Genomic DNA, 22,034 nt, shown 5'->3' on the forward strand with positions numbered 1-22,034 from the left:
CATGAGCAACATCGAGGACATCTACTCCCTCTCGCCCACCCAGCACGGTCTGCTGTTTCACAGCGTCTATGAACCGGATTCACGGGTGTACTACCAGCAGCTCAGCCTGGACATGACCGGGCCGCTCGACACCGGCGCCTTCCGCCGTGCCTGGCAGGCGCTCATGCAGCGCCATGCGGTGCTGCGCACGGCCTTTCTCTGGGAAGACCTGGACGATGCCTACCAGGTGGTGCAGCACGAGGTTGCCCTGCCGCTGAACGAGCTGGACTGGCGCGAGCGCGGCGAGGCCGAAGAGGCCCTGCGCCAATGTGCGCGGCAGGAGCGCGAGCAGGCGCTGGAACTCAACGATGCACCGCTGATGCGCCTGTGCCTGGTGCGCCTGCCGGAGCAGCGCTGGCACCTGATCTGGACCTTTCACCACATCCTCATGGACGGCTGGAGCGTTGGCGTCGCCATCCAGGAATGGCTGGCCCTCTACTACCAGCAGGTGCGCGGCGACAGCGCCGGCCTGCCGCCAAGCCGCAGCTACCGCGATTACATCGCCTGGCTCGCCGAGCAGGACGTCCAGGCCACCGAGCACTTCTGGCGCGAGCAACTGCAGGATTTCAGCGAACCCACGCCACTGCCGAGCTTCGCCGCGCCGCCCGAGGCGCCACAAGAGCATCCCTACGCCGAGCGCGAAACATGCCTGGACGCCGCCGAGACCGAACGCCTGAACCAGTTCGCCCGCAGCCAGCACCTGACCGTCAACACCCTGATCCAGGGTGCCTGGGCGCTGCTGCTGGGGCAGCACGCCGGGCGTGACGAGGTGGTCTACGGCGTCACCGTCGCCGGTCGCCCGGACGGCTTGGCCGGTGTCGACAGCATGGTCGGCCTGTTCATCAACACCCTGCCGCTGCGTGTGCGCCTGGACGACGACCGCGCCCTCGGCGACTGGCTGCAGGTGCTGCAACAGCGCAACAGCGACCTGCGCCAGCACGCCTACCTGCCGCTGAGCCGCCTCAAACCCCTGAGCCAGGTGCCGGCCGAGCGCGCGCTGTTCGATTCGATCCTGGTGTTCGAGAACTTCCCCGTCACCGATGCGCTCAACCAGGACGCCGAAGGCCTGCGCTTCAGCGCCCCGCCCGAGCAGCGCCGGGCCGATGGCATCCGCCTGACCCAGGGCCGCAACCATTTCCCGCTGTCGCTGATCGTGGTGCCCGGTGAATGCCTTCAATACCTGTTCAGCTACGACCGCAGCCGCTTCAGCGACACCGAGATCGCCCTGCTCAGCGCCCAGTTGCGTGCGCTGCTGCTGGCCATGGCCGAGCAACCGCAGGCCAAGGTGCAGGCGCTGGACTGGCTGAGCGAAGAAGAACGCCGGCGCCTGGAAGCCCAGGGCCAGGGTGCGCACCTGGCGGTCGCCGCCAGCACCCTGCAGCAACGCTTCGTCGACGGAGTGAAGCGTCATCCCGAGCGCCTGGCCGTGCAGGATCGTTCCCGTGCCCTGAGCCATGCCGAACTGGATGCCGAATCCAACCGCCTGGCCCACCACCTGCAAGCCCAGGGGATCGGCAGCGGCCAGTTGCTCGCCCTGGCCCTGGAGCGCAGCGTCGATTTCGTGGTGGCGCTGCTGGCCACCCTCAAGTGCGGCGCCGCCTACCTGCCGCTGGATCTTAAGCAACCGGCCGGGCGCCTGGCGGACATTCTCCAGGACAGCCGAGCCGACCTGCTGATCAGCCAGCGCGCCCTGGAATCGCGCCTGCCCCGTGGCGAAAGCCCGGCCCGGCTGTGGCTGGACGACGAGGCAAGCGCCATCGCCGCCCTGCCCGGCACGGCGGTACAGGCGGGCGACGATGCGGATGCCCCGGCCTACGTCATCTACACCTCCGGCTCCACCGGCACGCCCAAGGGGGTGGTGGTCGAGCACCGGGCCATCGTCGGCTACCTCGCCGCCGTCGCCGAGCTGCTCGACCCGCCTCCCGCGGCGCGCTATGGCCTGCTCTCGACGGTGGCGGCCGACCTCGGCCACACCCAGCTGTTCGGCGCGCTGTGCAACGGCGGTAGCCTGATCCTGGTCGACGAAGACACCAGCTTCGATCCGCTGGCCCTGGCCGATTTCTTCGGCGAGCACCCGGTGGATGTGCTGAAGATCACGCCCGGCCATCTGCAGGGCCTGCTCCAGGCCCACCCCGACCCACGCCTGCTGCCTCGCCAACGCCTGGTATTCGGTGGCGACGCGCTCAAGCCCGAACTGCTGCGCCAGGTAGGCGCCCTGGCGCCGACCTTGCGCCTGTTCAACCACTATGGCCCGAGCGAGGCCACGGTGGGGGCGCTGGCCACCCCGCTGGCGGCCGACATCGGCCTGGTCGCCCTCGGTCGTCCCCTGGCCAACCGCCGCCTGCGGGTGGTCGACGGCAATGGCCGCCAGGTGGCCATCGGCGTTCCCGGCGAGCTGTGGATCGCCGGCGACCTGGCCCGCGGCTACCTGCACCGTGACGACCTCAGCGCCGAGCGCTTCGTCGCAAGCGACGGGCAACGCTGGTACCGCACCGGCGACCGCGTGCGCTGGCTGGCTGACGGCCAACTGGCCTTCCTCGGCCGCGTCGACAATCAGGTCAAGATTCGTGGCAACCGCATCGAACTGGGTGAGGTGGAGGCACAGATCCGCCGCCTCTCGCCGCTGATCGAACAGGTGCTGGTGCGCGTGCTGGAAGTGGATGGCACGCCGCGCCTGGTGGCCTACGTGGTGGCCAGCCAGTCGCTGTCGGCCAGCAAACTGTGCGACGACCTGAGCCGCCGCGTGCCGGACTACATGGTGCCGGCCCACGTCATCACCCTCGACGCCATTCCCCTGACCGCCAACGGCAAGCCGGACCTGCGCCAGTTGCCGCTGCCCAGTGCCCCGGCTGCCGATAGCGCCAACCACGTCGCGCCGCGCAACGAGGTCGAAGCCCTGCTCGCGCGCATCTGGCAGGAGGTGCTGAAGGTCGAACGGGTCGGGGTGCACGACAACTTCTTCAGCCTCGGTGGCGACTCGATCCTCAACCTGCAGATCATCGCCCGCGCCAACCAGCAGGGCTTGAAGCTGACGCCCAAGCAACTGTTCGAGAACCGCACCATCGCCGATATCGCCCAGGTGCTCGGTGCTGGCGCCGAAAGCGCCGCCGCCCGGCAACAGGGCGACGGTTTCGCCATCCCGCTGAGCGCCGGCCAGCGTGCGCGTCTGGAAAGTGCGCTACAGCCAAGCTGGCGTTGCCTGCGCATCGACGGCGAGCTGGCAGCCAGCCACCTGGCCCAGGCCCTGACGGCGCTGCAAGGCCATCTCCAGGCATTGCGCCTGGCCCTGCAACGCAGTGCCGATGGCGAGTGGCAACAGCAGGTACTGAACACGCCCGCCGCCATCGAAGTCAGCGAGTGCAGGCACCACGACGAGTCCCTGCAAGCGCTGGCCGAGGCCGCTTTCGCCCGCCTCGACCTGGCCGCCGGGCAGGGCCTGCAGGCCAGCCTGCTGCGCGGCGCGGCAGGCGACCGGCTGCTGCTGGTCGCCCACCCGCTGTGCCTCGACGAAGCGGCCTGGCCCCTGCTGCTCGCCGACCTCAACCTGGCACTCACGCAACTGCGCTACCAACGGCCGCTGCGCCTGTCCTACAGCGGCGGCGAACTCGGCGCCTGGTGCGAACACCAACAGCAGGACGCCAGCAGCGAGCGCCTGGACGAGGTCTGGGAACACTGGCTGCAATTCGCCGGGCTGGAGCTGCCCGCCCTCGATCTGTCCGGACAGCAGGATGGACAGGCACAAGCGCGCCTGGACGCGGACACCTCGGCACGCCTCAAGCGCCTGGTCGACACCCTGCAACTGGACTGGGAGGTGCTGCTGGCCAGCGGCCTGATCGAACACCTGGGTGGCGAAAGCGGCGCACCGCTCGCCCTGACCTTGCAGGCCGGCCGCCCGGATGCCAACCGCCTGCCGCTGCAGGCGCCGATCGCCCTGGCGGACCTGGATCCGGCACGGATGCTGGGCACGCTGACCCTGCCAGTGCCCTTCTACCTGCAGGCCCCGAGCGGCGACGCCCTGGCCCGCCTGCAGGATCTGGCCGCACAGTTGCGCGACTATCCGCAGTTCGGCGCGGACTACGGCACCCTGCGCCACCTGGCGGACAACCCCTACCTGCTCGAACCCTTGCGCGAGCTGCCGACGCCGGCGCTCGCCCTGCGCTGGCGCGGCGACTGGGACGCCCACCGCGAGGCCCAGGCGGTGCTCGCCGAGATCCAGGCCGCCAGCCGTGAACCGACCATGGCCGAAGGGCTGACCCTCGACGCCTGCTGGCACGAGAACAGGCTGCATCTGCGCGCCGAAGGGCCATTGGCCAATACCTGGCTGCCTGGCCTGGTGGCACATCTGCGGGCCCTCGCAGCGCTGGCGGACAACGCCGAACTACGCCCGGCCAGTGCGGCCTTCCCCCTGTGCCATGGGCAGGCCGCGACCCTGGCCAGCGAGCCGCTGCCCTGGGCACGCCTGGAAGATCTCTACCCGCTCTCGCCCATGCAGCAGGGCATGCTGCTGCACACCTTGCTGCAACCGCACAGCGGCATCTACCTGATGCAGCAGCGCTACAGTTGGGACGGCGAGTTGCAGCGATCGGCCATGGAGCGCGCCTGGAAGCTGTTCCTCGAGCGCCACCCGATGCTGCGCACCGCGTTCTGGTGGCAGGAAGATCATGAGCCGCTGCAGTGCGTCTATCGCGATACCGAGCTGGCCTTCGAGTGGTATGACTGGCGTCACCTCGATGCCGAGCGTCAGCGCGAAGCGATGGATGCCGTGCTGGCCGACGAACGCCAACGTGGCTTCGACATGAGCCGTGCGCCACTCACCTACCTGCGTGTGTTCCAGTTGGCCGAGCAGCGCTTCAGCATGGTGCGCAGCTTCCACCACATCCTCACCGATGCCTGGTGCTTCGGCCTGCTGATGGAAGACCTGCTGGCCATCTACCAGGCCCTGGCGCGTGGCGAAGCGGTGGCGCGTCCACGCTGGCGCCCGTTCCGTGGCTACATGAGCTGGCTCACCCGCCAGGACATGGACGGCGCGCAAGCCTTCTGGCGCAGCGAACTGGCGGGTTTCGAGGCGCCCACGCCGCTGCAGGTCGATCTGCCCGTGGCCCAGCCGGATCGCGCGCCGGACGTGGTCGGCGACTGCAACACCACCCTCAGCGTCGCCAGCACCCAGCGCCTGCAGCAGCTCTGCCAGACGCACCAGCTCACCCCCAATACCTGGATCCAGGGCGCCTGGGCCTTGCTGCTGTCGCGCTACAGCGGCAACCGCGACGTGCTCTTCGGCGTCACCGTGGCCGGTCGCCCCACCGCGCTGGCCGGGGTCGAGGAGATGGTCGGTCTGTTCATCAACAGCCTGCCGCTGCGGGTCGACGTCGACCCCGAGCGCCCGGTGATCGACTGGCTGCAGGCGCTGCTGTCGCACAACGCCGAGCTGCGCGACCACGAGTTCGCGCCACTGGTGGAGATCCAGCGGGGCAGCGAGATTCCCCGTGGGCAACCGTTGTTCGACAGCCTGGTGGTGTTCGAGAACGCCCCGCTGGACGTCGCCAGCGTCCGCCTCGACGGTTTCAGCATCGATATCTACGAAGACCGCGTGCACACCAACTTCCCGATGACGGTGGTGCTCTACCCCGGCGACCGCCTGGGTATCCGCCTGTCCTATGACCAGGGCCGCTTCGGTGAGGACAGCGTGCAGCGCATGCTGGGCCACCTGGTGCAACTGCTCGGCGAGATGCTCGAGCAACCCGAGGCGCCGCTCGGCAACCTGCAGATGCTGCCCGCGGCCGAGCGCCGGCAACTGCTGGTGGAGTGGAACGACAGCGCCGTCGACTTCCCGCTGCAGCGCAGCTACGCGGCCCTGTTCGCCGAGCAGGTACGCGCCCATCCGCAACGCCTCGCCGCGGTGTGCGCCGGAGAAACGCTCAGCTACGCCGAACTGGACCGGCGCAGCAACGCCATCGCCCACGCCCTGCAACAGGCCGGTGCCGGCCCGGATACCCTGGTGGCCCTGGCCGCCGAGCGGGGCCTGGCGCTGCTGTGCATGATGATCGCCACGCTCAGGGCCGGCGCGGCCTTCCAGGCGCTGGACATCCAGCACCCGCCGCAGCGACTGGGCGAGTTGCTGGAGCTGAGCGGCGCGCCGCTGCTGCTGGTAGACGAGAAGGCCAGCGGGCTGCTCGACAGGGTACTGGCAGACGTCACCCGGCAGCCCGGCTGCCTGGTGGTGCAGGAGCTGTGGCAAGGCGATGCGGCGCCAGTGCAGTACGCCCATCGCCCCGACCAGCTCGCCTACGTGATCTTCACCTCCGGCTCCACCGGTACGCCCAAGGGCGCCCTGGTGGAGCAGCGCGGCATGCTCAACAACATCTTCGGCAAGGTGCCGACCCTGGGCCTGTGCAGCGAGGACCGCATCGCCCAGAGCGCATCGCCGGCTTTCGATATCTCGGTCTGGCAGTTCCTTGCCGCGCCGATCGTCGGCGCCACGGTGCACATCCTGCCGGACGCCGTCGCCCAGGACCCGGCCGCCCTGCTCGATGCCATCGAAACCCAGCGTCTGAATCTGCTCGAGGCAGTGCCGGCGCTGATTCGCGGCCTGCTTCAGGAGGCCGGCCCGCAGCACCAGCTCGACAGCCTGCGCTGGCTGCTGCCGACCGGTGAGGCGCTGCCACCGGCACTGGCGCGCGACTGGCGCAGCCGCTTCCCCGGCACCCCACTGATGAACGCCTACGGCCCGGCCGAGTGCTCCGACGACGTGGCCTTCCATGCCATCCACGAGGCATCGGAAGGCGACTGCGCGCACATGCCGATCGGCCGACCGACCGCCAACAACCAGCTCTATATCCTCGATGCCGAGCTGCGCCCACAACCCATCGGCGTGCCCGGCGAGCTGTGCGTCGCCGGCGTGGGGGTCGGCCGCGGCTATCTGGGCGATGCCGAGCGCACCCGTGCGGCCTTCGTCGATCACCCGTTCGAGCCGGGCGCGCGCTTCTACCGCACCGGTGATATCGGCCGCTACCGCGCCGACGGCGTGATCGAGTACCTCGGGCGCCGTGACCAGCAGGTGAAGATCCGTGGCCACCGCATCGAACTGGGCGAGATCGAGAACCGCCTGATGCGCCATCCGCAGGTCGACAGCGCCGTGGTTCTGGCCCTGCCGGACGCCCGCGGCGACCTGCAACTGCTGGCCTGCTACGTGTTCCGCGACGCGGCGCTGGACGCTGCCACGGCGCAGGCACTGCTGGTCGAGCACCTGCGCGGGCAACTGGCGAGCTACATGGTTCCTGGCCACTGGCGTCGCCTGGAAAGCCTGCCGCTGAATGCCAACGGCAAGGTCGACCGCCGTGCACTGGCCGCCCTCGGCCTGCCCAGCGAAGCCGTCAGCCAGGCCCAGGTGGCGCCGCGCACGGCCACCGAGCAGGCCCTGGCCGAGCTCTGGCAGGACCTGCTCGGCCTGACCTCGCTGAGCATCGACGACGACTTCTTCGCCCTCGGCGGCCATTCGCTGCTGGCCACCCAGGTGGTTGCGCGCATCCGCCGCCGGCTCGCCGTCGAGCTGCCGCTGCGCGCCCTGTTCGAGCATCGCAGCGTGGCCGAGCTGGCCAAGGTGGTGGATGCCCAGGCGCCCAATGCAGCCGCCCTCGAGGAGATCGTGGCGGTGCCGCGCACGCAAGCGTTGCCGCTGTCCTACGCGCAGCAGCGCCTGTGGTTCCTCGACAAGCTGGAAGGCCCCAGCGCGGCCTACAACCTCTCCACCGCGGTACGCCTGGAGGGCGAGCTGGATGTCGAGGCGCTGCGCGCCGCCCTGCAGCTTGTGCTGGATCGCCACGAGTCGCTGCGCACCGGCTTCATCCTCGCAGGCGACACACCGCGCCAGGTCATAGCGGATGACGTGCGCCTGGAACTGCCGGTGCAATCGCTGGCGGCGGATGACGACGCGCAGGTGCAGCAGTGCATCGACGAGGAGGCCGCCCGCCCCTTTGACCTGCAGTGCCCACCCATGCTGCGCGCACGCCTGCTGCGCCTGGGCGAGAAGCGCCATGTGTTGCAGTTCACCCTGCACCATATCGCCACCGATGCCTGGTCCATGGGCATCCTGGTCGAGGAAGCCATCGCCGCCTACAGCGCTTACCGCGCCGGGCAAACGCCGGCACTGACGGCCCTGCCCATCCAGTACGCCGACTATGCCCACTGGCAGCGCAGCCCCGCGCAGCAGCAGCGCCTGGCGCGCGACATCGACTTCTGGCGCAGCCAGTTGCAGGGTGCACCGATGCTGCTGCGCCTGCCACTGGACAAACCGCGCCCGGCCCAGGCCGACTATCAGGGCGCGGCGTTGCGCCAGACCCTGCCCAGGGCCCAGGCCGAACGCTTGCAAGCCTATGCGCAGACACAGCACGCCACGCTGTTCATGGTGCTGCTCAACGCCTTCAACTGCTTGCTGCAACGGGTCACCGGCGATGACGACTTCCTGGTCGGCACCGACCTGGCCAACCGTGAGCAGCCCGCCCTGGAGCACCTGATCGGCTTCTTCGTCAACGTGCTGCCGCTGCGCGCGCGCCTCGACCCGGCAGAGGATTTCAGCGCCCGCCTGCAGCATCTGCGCGACGAGACCCTGGCCGCCTTCCAGCACCAGCAGGTGCCGTTCGACAAGCTGGTCGAGACCCTCCAGCCGCCACGCCAGGCCGGGGTCAACCCGCTGGTGCAGGCGCTGTTCGTCCTGCAGAACACGCCCCGCTCGTCCGCCGAACTGCCCGGCCTGCACGTCGAGCACCTGGCCCCGCGCCAGGAAACCAGCAAGTTCGACCTGGCCCTGTTCGCCGAGGAAGACGAGCAAGGCCTGACCCTGCGCTGGGTGTACCGCACCAGCCTGTTCCAGGCAGACACCATCGAGCAATTGCAGCGCGGCTTCGACGAACTGCTGCAACGGGTCATCGAGGCCCCCGAACACGCCTTGCAAGGCTGGGACTGGCGCCTGCGCAGCCCGGCCGTCACGGAGAACAGCCCCATGTACGATGCATCCACCCAGGACGAGGCAAGCCGCGCCTCGCGCAAGCTGTCCAAACTGAGCAAGCTCAAGCAGACCCGCGCCAGCGCCGTCAGCCAGCGCCCCGAGGAACAGGTGCGCAGCGCCCCCCTGGCGGTCGAGCGTGCCCTGCCGCTGCTGATCGAACCACGCCTCGGCGAGCTGGACCCGGTGAGCTGGGCGCAGCAGGCCCGTGGCTGGATCGGTGAACAGCTACGGCGCCACGGCGGCCTGTTGTTCCGAGGCTTCGACCTGCCGGACGCCAGCGCCTTCGAGCAGTTCGCCCAGGCCATCGAACCCGATCTCTACGGCACCTACGGCGACCTGCCGAAGAACAACTCGGGCAAGAACATCTACCACTCCACGCCCTACCCGGAGCAGCACATGATCCTGTTCCACAACGAGAGCTCGCACCTTGCTCAATGGCCACGCAAGCAATGGTTCTACTGCGAGAAACCCGCGCCGCAGGGCGGCTGCACCCCCATCGTCGATTGCCGCGAGGTGCTCGCCCGCCTGCCGCAACCGATCGTCGAGAAACTGCGCACCCAGGGCCTGCTCTACGTTCGCCACTTCACCGACAAGCTCGATGTGCGCTGGCAGGACTTCTTCAAGACCGAACGGCGCGAAGAAGTCGAGCAACGTTGCCGTGAGGCCGGCACCCAATGGCAATGGCTCGGTGAGGATGGCCTGCGCATCGCCCAGCGCTGCCCGGCCATCGTCCACCACCCGGACACCGGCGAAGCGTCCTTCTTCAACCAGGTGCAACTGCACCACCCGGCCTGCCTGGAGCCGGAGGTGCGCGGCAACCTGCTGGAGCTGTTCGGCCCCGAGCACCTGCCACGCAACGTCTGCTATGGCGATGGCAGCCCCATCGAGGACGAGGTGATGGCCGAGATCGGCCGGGTCTACGAGGCCTGCGCCGTGCGCTTCGCCTGGCAGAAAGGCGATGTGGTGATGCTCGACAACATGCTGGTCGCCCATGCCCGCGACCCCTTCGAGGGCGAACGCAAGATCTGCGTCGCCATGGGCCAGATGATGCGCCGCGACGAGCTCGAGGCACTCGAGAAAGGCACCACGCGCGCCGACCTGGAACTGGAGGAGAGTCACTGATGGAACAGTTCCAGCTTTCACCGCAACAACGCCTGCGCTGGCAGGCGGGTCTACCTGCCGCCTCGCTGACCCTCGATCTGCACGGCACGGTCGACCTGGCGCAGTTGCACGGCCGCCTGCAGGCCCTGGTGGCACGCCATGAGGCCCTGCGCCTGCGGCTGTGCCCCTCGCCGGGGCTGCGCGTGCCGTTGCAACGGATCCTGCCGCCGAGCGAGGCGCTGCACGCCGAAGCCGGCGTGCAGCTGGAGTGCCAGGTACTGGGCAGCGGGCACCAGCGCCTGCATCTGCAATTGCCGGCATTGAGCGCCGACCGGGGCACCCTGCTGCGTCTGGCCAGGGCGCTGGCGGGCGAAGCGCAGGCCGATGACGAGGACATGAGCTACACCCAGTACAGCGCCTGGCTATATGAACTGCAGGACGAGGAAGATGCCGAGCTGGGCCGCCGCTACTGGCGTGAACAGGCCCTGGGCGAACATGCATCGGGCGAACTGCCTTATCGCCAGGCGCGCCTGCAGGCCACGCCCGGGCAACTGATCGCCCAGCTGGATGGCACGCCAGAGCTGGCGGCACGCCTGGATGCCTTCTGCCAGCGGCACCAGGTAAGCCCCGCCGAGGTGCTGCTGACGGCCTGGTGCGCCCTGCTGCAGCGTCTGACGCCGGGCGAGGCGCCGGCCCTGACGATGAACTGGGTGCATGATTGCCGCGACGATTACGACGAACTGGCCGGCTGCTGGGGCGCGTTCGCCAAGTCCCTGCCCCTGGCCTGGCGCTTCCCCGCGCAGAGCCGCTTCAGCGAGGCCCTCGATGGCGTGCAGCGCCTGTGCGACCGCGCACGCGAATGGCAGGAATACTGCGACATCACCAGCGACCCATCGCCAGATGCCAGTCGCTACGGTTTCGAGTGGGGCGGTCTGCTGCCCCAGGCGCTGCCGGTGGCCGGCATGCCGGGCACGACGCTCTCGGTAGTGGAACTGAACTCGGCGGCCCAGGCCTTCGACCTGTTGCTCACCCCGGAGGCCTTCAGCGACGCACAAGGCGCCATCGCCTACCGCTTCAACCTCGCCTTCACCAGCAGCGGCTACAACCTGCAGAGCGCACGGGTGCTGCTGGAGCAATACCGCTCCCTGCTGCTCGCCGCCCTCGATGATCCTGAGCAACAGTTGCAGGCACTGGCGCTGCACAGCCCGAGTTTCGACGCCAGCCTGGCCGCGGTGCAGGGCCAGCGCAGCGAACTGCCCGACACCTCCTTCATGGCCTTCCCTCTGCGCTTCAGCCAGCAGGCGGCGCGCTTCGCCGAGCGCCTGGCGCTGTGCGACGCCCGCCAGCAGTTGACCTACGCGCAACTGGAGGCGCGCAGCAACCAGTTGGCGCGTTTTCTCAACGCGCGCGGCATCGGCGCCGAGGATCGTGTGGCCTTGCACCTGGAGCGCAATGCCGACGCCATCGTCGCCATGCTCGGCGTGCTCAAGAGTGGCGCAGCCTTCCTGCCACTGGACAACCAGCAGCCGCTGGCCCGCAGCCAGGCGATCCTGGCCGCCGCCCAGCCGGCCTTCCTGCTCGTCGACGGCAGCGCCCCGGCACCGACGCAAGCCGGCCTGGAAAGCCTCGACCTGGATGACCTGCCACGCTGGCAGCACCTGCCGGACAGCCCGCTGGAGCTGCCCATTGCCGCCCACAGCGCCGCCTACGTGTTGCACACCTCCGGCAGCACCGGCACGCCCAAGGGCGTGGTGATCGAACATCGCCAGCTCGGCAGCTACGTGGACAGCCTGCTCCGGCGCCTGGCATTGGCGCCCGGCGAGCGCAGCGCACTGGTCACCTCGCTGGCCGCCGACCTCAGCTACACCCTGCTGTTCCCTGCGTTGCTCAGCGGCGGTGAGCTGCACGTGGTGGACAAGGCCACCAGCCTCGATGCGGCAACCTGGGCGACCTACCAGGCCCGCCACCCGATCGATCACCTGAAGACCGTGCCCTCCTTGCTCGACGCCTGGCTCGCGCACAGCGCAGCCGCCGCCACCCTGCCGCGCAAGCAACTGATCCTCGGTGGCGAGCACAGCCCGCAACGCCTGCTGCAGAGCCTGCGTCGCCTCGCCCCCACATTGACGGTGTACAACCACTACGGCCCGACCGAAACCACCATCGGCGTGCTCATGCATCGCCTCGACCCGGCCATCGACTACCATCACCTGCCCCTCGACGACCGTCTGGACGGCATGCGCACCTATCTGCTCGACGACCAAGGCAACCAGGCCGCGCCCGGCCAGGCCGCCGAGCTCTACCTCGCCGGGCCGCAACTGGCACGCGGCTACCTGGACGAACAGCAGACCCGGGAGCGCTTCGGCGACCACCCGCAGCTACCCGGCGAACGTCTCTATCGCACCGGCGATCGCGCGCGCTACCGCCCGGACGGCAGCCTGGAGATCATCGGCCGTGTCGACCGCCAGGTGAAGATTCGCGGCTTCCGCGTGGAACTCGACGATATCGAGGCGCAGCTCGCCCGCCTGCCCGGCGTGGCCCAGGCCGCCGTCACCTGCGTGGCACGCGGCCCGTTCGACCAGCAGGTGTACGCCTTTCTCACCCTCGAGCACGGCCAGGTCCGCACGCTCGCCCAGTTGCAGAGCCAGGCGCAGGAGCGGCTGCCGGAACACATGCTGCCGGCCTTGCGCCTGGTCGATGCCCTGCCACTGCTGGGCAACGGCAAGCTGGATCGCAAGACCCTCGCCCAGTGGGCCGAACAGGTGCTCGACCAGGTCGGCGACAGCCTGCCGCGCACCCCGCTGGAGCAGTTGCTGGCGGGGATCTGGGCCGGGGTGCTGGGTCTGCAGCGGGTCGGCATCGAGGACGACTTCTTCGCCCTCGGCGGCCACTCGCTCGCCGCGGTCAAGCTGGCCAGCCGCCTGCAGAACGCGCTGGGTACCTCGGTGCCGGTCAACGCCGTGTTCAATGCGCCGAGCGTGGCGCGTTTCGCCGAGCTGGTGCAGGCACAGATGCAACTCTCGCCACTGGTATCGCTGTCGCGAACCGATGGGGCAAAAGGCAACCTGTTCTGCTTCCACCCCTCCACCGGCCATGTGCAGGACTACCGTGTCCTGAGCGAGGTATTGGGCGACTGGAACCTCTGGGGCCTGCAAGCCACCTATCTGGCCGAAGGCAGCCCGCTGCCGGGGCGCGACACACTCGAGGCCCTGGCCGCGGTGTACGTCGAGCAGTTGCGCCGGCAGCAGCCGCAGGGCCCGTACCACCTGCTCGGCTGGTCACTCGGCGGCCTGCTGGCCTTCTGCGCCGCCGCGCAACTGGAGCAGGCCGGCCAGGAGGTGGCGTTTCTCGGCATCGTCGACTCGCAGACCCAGCGCAGCACAGCGACACAAAGCCTGGAAGCGTTGCTGCAGGCGGCCGCCGAACAACTCGATGCCGAAAGTCAGCAGCGGCTGTCGGCATTGGCCGAGGCGGCGCGCGTTCACCTGCTCGCATACACGCCAGACGAATGGCCACTGGCCATGGCGCAGTGGGCTCGCCAGCAGGGCCTGCACCTGGCAGGCGACAGTTGGGAGCAACTGGAATACCGTTTGCGCCAGCATGCCCATACCCAGACACTGATCGGCACCTTCCGCCCCGTCACGCTACGCTGCCCGCTGAACCTCTGGTGGGCCAGCGCCACACTGCAAGCCGAGGACTTCAGCGCGCCGGACTGGCGCAGCCTTAGCCAAGGCCCGAGCCGCGAGCAGACCATTGCCGCACAGCACCTGGACATCCTGCGCCAGGCTGCCTGGCAACGGGCTCTGGTCGAGAGCCTGGCCAATCTGGGTACCGCACGGCGTGAACCTTTGAACCACGAGATGACTTGAGATGGATCTGTTACTGCTACTGGCGCGACGTTCCTGGCGCACCCTGCTGATCGCCACCAGTACCGGTCTGGCCTGCGGCCTGGCGGCTGCCGGGCTGATCGCCAACATCAACCATTCCCTGGCCGGTTTCGGCCAACTGCGCCCGGCCGATGGGCTGCTGTTCGCCGGCCTGGTGGTTCTGGTGGTGAGCACACGCATCGTTTCCGACGTGAGCCTGCTGCGCCTGGGCCAGACCGCGATCAGCGACATGCGTCTGCACCTGAGCGGCAAGCTGATCGACACCCCCTATCCACGCCTGCAACGCCTGGGCAAGCACCGCCTGCTGGCGATGCTCACCGACGATACGCAGACCATCAGCCAGGCGGTGGAGCTGGTGCCGGTGATGTTGGTCAACAGCGGCATCGTGCTGGCCTGCCTGGCTTATCTGGGCTGGCTCAGCCTGCCGTTGCTGGGCCTGACCGCGGCACTGATCCTGCTCGGCGCGGCCAGCTTCCACTGGCCTCAGCGCAAGGCCCTGACCTCCATCGGCAAGGCCCGCGAGCTGAAGGATCAACTGTTCGACCAATACCGCCTGCTCACCGACGGCAGCAAGGAACTGCAGCTCAACCACTCGCGGCGCCTGCAGTTCTTCGAGCGCCTGCTCTACCCCATCAGCCAGCAGTACCGCCGCGACTTCGTACGCGGCATGAGCATCTACGCCCTGGTGCTCAACTGGGGTAACGGCATCTTCTACCTGCTGATCGGCACGGTGCTGTTCCTCGCGCCCCAGTTCATCGAACTTAGCGCGACGCTGGTGACCGGTTACATCCTCGCCCTGCTGTACATGATCACACCGCTGTCGGAACTGATGAATGCCCTGCCCACCCTGGGCCGCGCCAGCGTCTCGCTGCGCAAGATTCGCGCACTCGAAGGGCAGTTGGAAGTCGCCGGCACCCCGGCCGATACCCTGTCGCCGGCCCGACACGTGGCACGCCTGGCATGCCGCGAGGTGCGCCACAGCTATTACCGCGAGGGCGAGGACGGCCGTTTCACCCTTGGCCCGTTCGACCTCGAGCTACGCGCTGGCGAGGTGGTCTTCATCACCGGTGGCAACGGCAGCGGCAAGACCACACTGGCCCTGCTGCTGACCGGGCTCTATCAACCCGAAGGCGGCGACCTGCTGCTCGACGAGCAGGTATCCGCGAGCACGCAGAATCATCTCTACCGCCAGCATTTCTCGGCGATCTTCACCGACTTCTGCCTGTTCGAGCACCTGCTCGACGGCGATGACCCCCACCTGATGCAGCAAGCCCGTGACTACCTGGCGCACCTGCAACTGGCGCACAAGGTCAATATCGAAGGCGGTCGCCTGTCCACCCTCGACCTCTCCACCGGCCAGCGCAAGCGCCTGGCCCTGCTGGCCGCCTACCTCGACGACCGCCCCTGCTACCTGTTCGACGAATGGGCGGCGGACCAAGACCCGGTGTTCAAACGCTTCTTCTACACCAAGATCCTTCCTGATCTGCGCCAGCGTGGAAAACTGGTGATCGTGATCTCCCACGACGACGCTTATTTCCACCTGGCCGATCGGCTGATCAAGGTGGACCAGGGCTGCGTGTCGGAAACCAGCACCGAGCCGCTCGCGGCGGCGGCCTACTGAGGAGGCAGGCCATGCATGCCCAGATGCTGTCCGAGCAACGCCCTGCTGACTCGGCATGGATCCAGACCCGCCCAATGCCCGGCGCGCGCCTGCGCCTGTTCTGCTTTCCCTTCGCCGGTGGCAGCGCCGGCAGCTTCATGCCCTGGTTCGCGAAACTGGCGCCGAGCATCCAGCTTTGCGCCATCCAGCTACCAGGACGTGGCGCCCGCTTCGGCGAGCCGCCGCTGCACGACTTCGCCCAATTGCTCGAACAACTGGGCCAGGTCATCGCCCGGCATGACGACCGCCCCTTCGCCTTCTTCGGCCACAGCCTCGGCGCCCTGGTCGCCTTCGAGCTGGCCCATCACTGCGTCAGACGCGGCCTGGCCTCTCCCCGCCATCTGTTCGTCTCGGCCAGCGGCGCGCCGCGCCACCGCGTCGGTGCACCGCGCTACGACCTGCTGAGCGACGGTGAGCTATTGATCAAACTGCGCGACTACGCCGGCACCCCGCCCGAAGTGCTGGCCAATCAGGAACTGATGGCCTTGCTGCTACCGGCCATCCGCGCCGATTTCGCCCTGTTGAGCCGCTACCGCTACCAGCAGCGCCCACGACTCGACGTGCCCATGAGCGTGCTGGCCGGGCATGACGATGCCCATGTGGGTGAGGAAACGCTGCACGACTGGCAGACGGAAACCAGAGCGGGATGCGAACTGCACGGCTTCGAGGGCGGGCATTTCTTCGCCTTCGAGCAGCCGGATGCGGTGCTGGAGCTGGTAAGGCGTCGCTTGGGAGTAGTTGCGTAGCCCGGAGCGGTGCTAGGACTCGCCGCCGTAGATATAGCGCAGATAACTCGCCTGCTCCGCCTGCGGCAGGCGATGCAGCTTCGGGCAGGATTCGCACAGCACCTGCGGCTTGCCGGCTACCGGGGCATGCAACTGATAGTGCAGGCAGCAATGACGGCGCAAGGGGATGCGTGCACAGACCTCGGGCGCCGGCGAATCAACCATCCACTGCAGGCTTCTGGGCTTCAGCCGTCCGTCAGCGACCACGGCACGCTCCAGCCAGCGGTGGGCCTCGGCGAATCCCTCACGCGCGAGGTTGGGGTCGATGCGAGCGAAGGCGCCATCCCAGATAGCGGCGAAGTTACCCCATAGCACCTTCGGCGCCAGCCCACCCCAGGTGGCAATGCTGCTGAACAGCGGTTCCAGGTGCTCATGCAGCAGACGCGCCCAGTAGTCATCGCGCTGCCCGGCGGCCAGTGAGGCCTGCGGCGTCGGCAGCCACAGCGCCCGGGGCTGGCCCGCCTCGTGCAACAAGGCGACCTCCCGCTCCCAGAAGGCAATGGCCAGGTCACGGGTCAACACCGCCGCCAGCGTGGCCGGCAGCATGACGCTGAGGTAATTCATCGACCACTGGGAGGCCACTGGCGGGCGTTTGATCCCCGGATAGAGCTCGGCGAAACGTTCGAGCATGGGGTACAGCACACTGGTATCGGCCAGGTCGGGCAGCGGTACCGCCGCGCGCCCCTGGCTCTCGACCTGGATCACGCGCTGGATGGGTGGCCATGCTTGGCACAGCCAATCCGGAAGTTCGATGGCCTGCCTCCGCCGCGTCGGTCATAACGATGAGAACGATTAGCGTTGATGGTATAGCCGCCCCTCTATAAACTCAACGCGTTTCACGCCGGGCAACTCGAGGCCACATGCAGACATTACGTGATTTCTGGTTGCTCGCCCGGCCGTTCTGGTCGTCTGCCGAAAGACGCCCCGCCTTCCTGCTGCTGTTCGGCACGATCCTGATGAACCTGTGCCTGGTCGGGGTCAACCTGCTCTACAACTTCTGGAACCTGCACTTCTACAATGCCCTGCAGGCGCTGGATTACGACGCCTTCCTGATCGGTGGCGTGCAGTTCCTCTTCCTGCAACTGGGCCTGGCCACCTTCACCGTGGCCGCCTTCCATTTCCAGCAGAAACTCACCCTGCGCTGGCGCCGCTGGGCCACCGAGAACACCCTGCAACTCTGGCTGCAACGCCATCGCTATCTCAAGCTGCAGCTTAGGGTTCCGGAAACCGACAACCCCGACCAACGCATCGCCGACGACATCAACCTGCTCATCACCCTGTCGCTGAAACTCAGCCTGGGCCTGATGACCGCCCTGCTGTCGCTGTTCTCCTTCCTGCATATCCTCTGGCAGGCATCGAGCCTGGTGCGCATTCCCTTCGCGGGCGAAGAACTGGTGATCCCCGGCCTGCTGGTATGGGCAGCGCTACTCTACTCCATCCTCGGCACCGGCGGCGCCTTCTGGCTGGGGCGCGCATTGCCACGTCTGAATTTCATCCAGCAGCGTCGCGAAGCGGATTTCCGCTTCGCCATGATGCGCCTGCGGGAAAACGCCGAAGCCGTGGCCCAGTACCGGGGCGAGAGCGAAGAGCACGCGCGCTTCAGCCAGCGCCTGGGAGCGGCACTGGAGAACTTCTGGTCCCTGGTGAAACAGCAGAAGATCGTGCTTGGCTACTCCACCTTCTACATGCGCAGCGCCATGATCATTCCCATGTTCATCATGGCGCCCCAGTTCTTCGCCGGCGCCTTCCCCCTGGGCCGCCTGACCCAGCTCAGCGCCGCCTTCGGCGAGGTTCACGAAGCCATGGCCTATCTGGTCAAGGTGTTTCCCGAGGTCGCGGAATGGAAAGCGGTCGTCGATCGTCTGATCGGCTTCCAACGGCGTCTGGGAAGCGTTGGTGACGAGAACGGCGTATGCCTCGAGCACAGCTCCGATGGTTTTGCAGTCAAGAACCTGTCGCTATGGCTACCAGAAGGCAGGATGCTGCTCGATGGCTTCGACCTGCATCTGCAGCCGGGCGAAAGTCTACTGATCCGCGCCCCCTCGGGTTTCGGCAAATCCACCATGATCCGCGCCCTCACCGGCGTCTGGAGCCATGCAGCCGGTGTGGCACGCTACGACCTGGGCAATACGCTCACGCTCGCGCAGAAACCCTACCTGCCGCTCGGCACCCTGCGCGACATGCTCTGGTACCCCTCCGCACCGCACCCGGAAGCAGATCCGCGACTGCTCGAGGCGATGCAGCAGTGCGGCCTCGGCCACCTGAGCGAACGGCTCGACAGCGAACTGGACTGGTCGCAGACCCTGAGCATCGGCGAACAGCAGCGTTGCGCCTTCGTGCGCGCCCTGTTGCTGCAGCCAAGGGTACTGTTCCTGGACGAAAGCAGCTCCGCACTGGATGAAGCCAGCGAAATGAGCTGTTACCGGCAATTGCGCCGTGCCTTGCCGGACGCCATCGTGATCAGCGTCGGGCATCGCGCCTCGCTGGAGGCCCTGCATGACAAAACCCTGGATTTATACTGCCGCGCGACACGTGATGACGAGCCTGATCAGCAAGCCACCCAGCATGAGCCCGATAGCCCATCGCCCAGCCGACAACCCCGCATTTCCGTCCCGTGACGGCAGCGGGGCAGCTTGAATGATCCTCAGCCTTGCCCCGCTGTTCAACGGCCCGCTGGCTGCTTATGGGGACAAACTGCGGCTCGCCAGTGACCCGGCGCATACGCTTGCCGGCCCACAACTGTTTCAGCCGGACTATTTCGCTGAGTTCATCCGTACCCTGGCGGCGCGCCATGGCACCGACGATCTGCTGGCACTGACCTCTACCTGGTCGAAATGGTACTTCTGCTTCCTGGCCCCCGCCGTGGCGGCCAACCTGCTCTTGCTGCGCCAGTTGCCCATCGCCCTGAGCGATATATGCTGCAAAAAGGCGTCTACTTCCAGGATCAGATCAAATTCGGCGACAAGTGGACCCTGCTGCTGGGTGGCCGCCACGACTGGGCCGATCAGCAGCAGACGGCCCATCGCAATGGAGCCAAGGCCAGTCAGGATGACGAAGCCACTACCTACCGCGCAGGCCTGGTCTACCAGGCCGACAATGGCCTGGCGCCCTATATCAGCTATAGCGAGTCGTTCTTCCCGGTTTCCGTTGCGCAAGTCACCGGCCAGACCTTCACCCCCACCGAAGGCAAGCAATACGAAGCAGGCGTGCGCTATCAGCCCAAGGACAGCAATATGCTGCTCAGCGCAGCAGTCTACGAGCTGACCCAGACTAACGTGCTCAAGCAGGATCCAGGTACCGAGGAGTTCCGCCAGACCGGCGAGGTACGCTCCCGCGGCCTGGAGCTGGAAGCCAAGGCGGATGTCACCCCAACACTCAGCGTGATAGCCACCTACGCTTATACCGATGCCCGCACCACCAAGAGCTCGATTGCCGATGAAGTAGGTCAGCGCACCGACCCACCAGGCCGCCCTGTGGACCAGCTACGACTTCGTCGACTGGGGGATTCCGCAACTGACCTTAGGCGCCGGCGCTCGCTACATGGGCACCACGCAGGCCTCGGGTATGGATTCGGCCATGCCAGCCTATACCCTGTTCGACGCCATGGCACGCTACCGGATCGACGAAAACTGGGACGTGACCGTCAACGCCAGCAACCTGACCGACAAGCGTTACGCGCAGTGCAGTTCTCCACCTGTCACTACGGTGACGAGCGCACCCTGCTGACCTCGGTGAACTTCACCTGGTGACCGGCCATCCCGCGCGCCGAGCAAGCTCCTTGCTGTGGCGCGCGCCCTTTCTGGCGCATAGACCAGACCCAGCGGTACTTCGACTCTTAATCGAGACAGGTACAGGTTTCGAGATTCGGAACCACAGACCCCACGTCATCCCGACCATAGATGGCTAGATTGGCGGAAACCGGTAAAAGCAACCGCTGGCAATGCCGGCACCAACCAGCCGCCACTGACGAAAAAGCCCGCCAGCAATCCAAATGCTGGCGGGCTTTTTTCAGCGCCGAAACGCAGATACAAAAACGCCGCTCTATTGAGCGGCGTTTTCGTTTATTTGGAGCGGGAAACGAGACTCGAACTCGCGACCCCGACCTTGGCAAGGTCGTGCTCTACCAACTGAGCTATTCCCGCAATCTTTACTGCTCCACTTCTTTTGGAAGTGGCGTCCCCTAGGGGACTCGAACCCCTGTTACCGCCGTGAAAGGGCGGTGTCCTAGGCCACTAGACGAAGGGGACCTGGAACTTCTTACCGCGATTCAACTGCCAGGCTGAATCTGGAATCTGGAGCGGGAAACGAGACTCGAACTCGCGACCCCGACCTTGGCAAGGTCGTGCTCTACCAACTGAGCTATTCCCGCATTTACAACAAATTGGCGTCCCCTAGGGGACTCGAACCCCTGTTACCGCCGTGAAAGGGCGGTGTCCTAGGCCACTAGACGAAGGGGACGTTGCCCGGAATCTCCGGCTTCCGCGCTGTGCTTTTCAGCATTACCGTGGAAGTGGCGCGCATTCTATGGAGGCTTTCAACAGTCGTCAACCTCTCATATAAAATTTTTTAAAATCAACGACTTCACCCGGATTCCAGGTGCCGAGGCGCTGCGCCGACCGGTAGTGCCTGCTTTAATGCAGCAGGCCGGCGGCGCGGCCCTCGCCTAATGCGCGCAATGATGGCAGAACGCGAGTAAGATGATCGGCATAGACAGGCAGCCACCACCTCGCGGGTCGCTGCGCCCTGCACAACGGCCTTCAAGAGGTTAAGACGATGTCCTCGCTCGTGATCACCATGGCGATAATCGGCGGTATCACGCTGTTGGTGCTGCTGGCCTACCTGAATCAGCTGGCCGAAAACAACAAGCGCAAGAAGTCGCGCCTGAAAGCCGACCTGGCCGAACGCTATCGGCGCATCGCCGACCTCAACGAACAGTTCGCCGGCCAGTTCATGACCCCCGAACTCAAATTGTTGCTGTGCCGGCTGCAGCTGCAGTTCGCCGAGCGCATTCTGGAGGTGGACAAGCAAGACAGTGCCTACGCGACCATGGCCGAGGAACTGCGCAAGCTGCTCGCCCAGGGCAAGGACATCCCGGTACGCAATGCGCCCTTCAACGTGACCGATGATGCCAAGGCCACCCTGGTGCGCGCGCAGCTTGAGGCGCTGCATGGCCAGGTCGGCAAACTGGCGCAGAGCGGCATACTGCCCGTGGATGAAGCCAAGGGATGGGCCAAGGAAATTCGCCACATGCTGGCGCAGCTGTATATCGAGCTGTATGGCAACCAGGCCAGGCAGGCGCTGCAACAGCAACAGACTGGCCATGCCCGGCTGGCGCTGGAACGCGCCGTACAGTTTCTGCAGAAACAACCCGATACGGCACGCTACCAGGCAACCTTGGCGCAATTCGAAAAACAACTGGCGCGAGTCAACGCGATGCTGGTCGGCCACCAGGCCCCCAGCGAGGAGGCTTCCAGCGAGCTGACCGAAGGGCTCAAGTCGATAGAAGAAGACGGCGACTGGAAAAAGAAAGCGCTGTACGACTGAGAGGCCTGCCGCTCAGCCAT

8 protein-coding genes and 4 tRNA genes are annotated in these 22,034 nt (G+C 66.9%); 7 read left to right on the top strand and 5 right to left on the bottom strand.

Going from position 1 to position 22,034, the window contains the following annotated elements; translation table 11 throughout:
• Position 1: 1 nt before the first annotated feature.
• The 4 genes from BM154_RS00255 to BM154_RS00270 are packed head-to-tail and all read left to right on the top strand — an operon-like array spanning position 2 to position 16,431.
• Complete coding sequence (locus BM154_RS00255) at positions 2–10,162, top strand: non-ribosomal peptide synthetase (RefSeq protein WP_074879468.1); 10,161 nt, start codon at positions 2–4, stop codon at positions 10,160–10,162.
• On the top strand, positions 10,162–14,007 hold the full coding sequence (locus tag BM154_RS00260; protein WP_074879471.1) for a non-ribosomal peptide synthetase: 3,846 nt from the start codon (positions 10,162–10,164) through the stop codon (positions 14,005–14,007). The genes BM154_RS00255 and BM154_RS00260 overlap by 1 nt, the downstream gene beginning before the upstream one ends.
• A gap of 1 nt (position 14,008) precedes the next feature.
• Complete coding sequence (locus BM154_RS00265) at positions 14,009–15,646, top strand: cyclic peptide export ABC transporter (protein WP_074879474.1); 1,638 nt, start codon at positions 14,009–14,011, stop codon at positions 15,644–15,646.
• Between the two features lie 11 nt (positions 15,647–15,657).
• A complete protein-coding gene (locus BM154_RS00270) occupies positions 15,658–16,431 on the top strand; it encodes a thioesterase II family protein (RefSeq protein WP_074879477.1) in 774 nt (257 codons plus the stop codon).
• A 12-nt stretch (positions 16,432–16,443) separates the two neighbouring features.
• Here the strand turns inward: BM154_RS00270 and fhuF are convergent, their stop codons facing one another.
• The gene (fhuF, locus tag BM154_RS00275; protein WP_074882272.1) at positions 16,444–17,100 is read right to left on the bottom strand and encodes a siderophore-iron reductase FhuF; all 657 of its coding nucleotides are present in this window, start codon (positions 17,098–17,100) and stop codon (positions 16,444–16,446) included.
• Positions 17,101–17,330: 230 nt separating this feature from the next.
• Between fhuF and BM154_RS00280 the strand changes: the two genes are divergently transcribed.
• Together BM154_RS00280 and BM154_RS00290 are read left to right on the top strand one after the other, a co-directional pair.
• Positions 17,331–19,088: an ABC transporter ATP-binding protein/permease gene (locus BM154_RS00280; protein WP_074879480.1), complete on the top strand. Its 1,758-nt coding sequence runs from the start codon at positions 17,331–17,333 to the stop codon at positions 19,086–19,088.
• 297 nt (positions 19,089–19,385) lie between these two features.
• Complete coding sequence (locus tag BM154_RS00290; RefSeq protein WP_249042782.1) at positions 19,386–20,219, top strand: TonB-dependent siderophore receptor; 834 nt, start codon at positions 19,386–19,388, stop codon at positions 20,217–20,219.
• A 317-nt stretch (positions 20,220–20,536) separates the two neighbouring features.
• Here BM154_RS00290 and BM154_RS00295 read toward each other — a convergent pair.
• The 4 genes from BM154_RS00295 to BM154_RS00310 form a co-directional block, all read right to left on the bottom strand.
• A tRNA-Gly gene (locus tag BM154_RS00295) sits at positions 20,537–20,612 on the bottom strand.
• Positions 20,613–20,641: 29 nt separating this feature from the next.
• Positions 20,642–20,717, bottom strand: a tRNA-Glu gene (locus BM154_RS00300).
• Between the two features lie 46 nt (positions 20,718–20,763).
• Positions 20,764–20,839, bottom strand: a tRNA-Gly gene (locus BM154_RS00305).
• Between the two features lie 13 nt (positions 20,840–20,852).
• Positions 20,853–20,928, bottom strand: a tRNA-Glu gene (locus tag BM154_RS00310).
• A 315-nt stretch (positions 20,929–21,243) separates the two neighbouring features.
• Between BM154_RS00310 and BM154_RS00315 the strand changes: the two genes are divergently transcribed.
• Positions 21,244–22,014, top strand: coding sequence for a hypothetical protein (locus BM154_RS00315; RefSeq protein ID WP_074879482.1), 771 nt, complete (start codon positions 21,244–21,246; stop codon positions 22,012–22,014).
• Positions 22,015–22,034: the final 20 nt, after the last annotated feature.

The sequence above is a fragment of the Phytopseudomonas argentinensis genome (assembly GCF_900113905.1).
Classification (GTDB): domain Bacteria; phylum Pseudomonadota; class Gammaproteobacteria; order Pseudomonadales; family Pseudomonadaceae; genus Aquipseudomonas; species Aquipseudomonas argentinensis.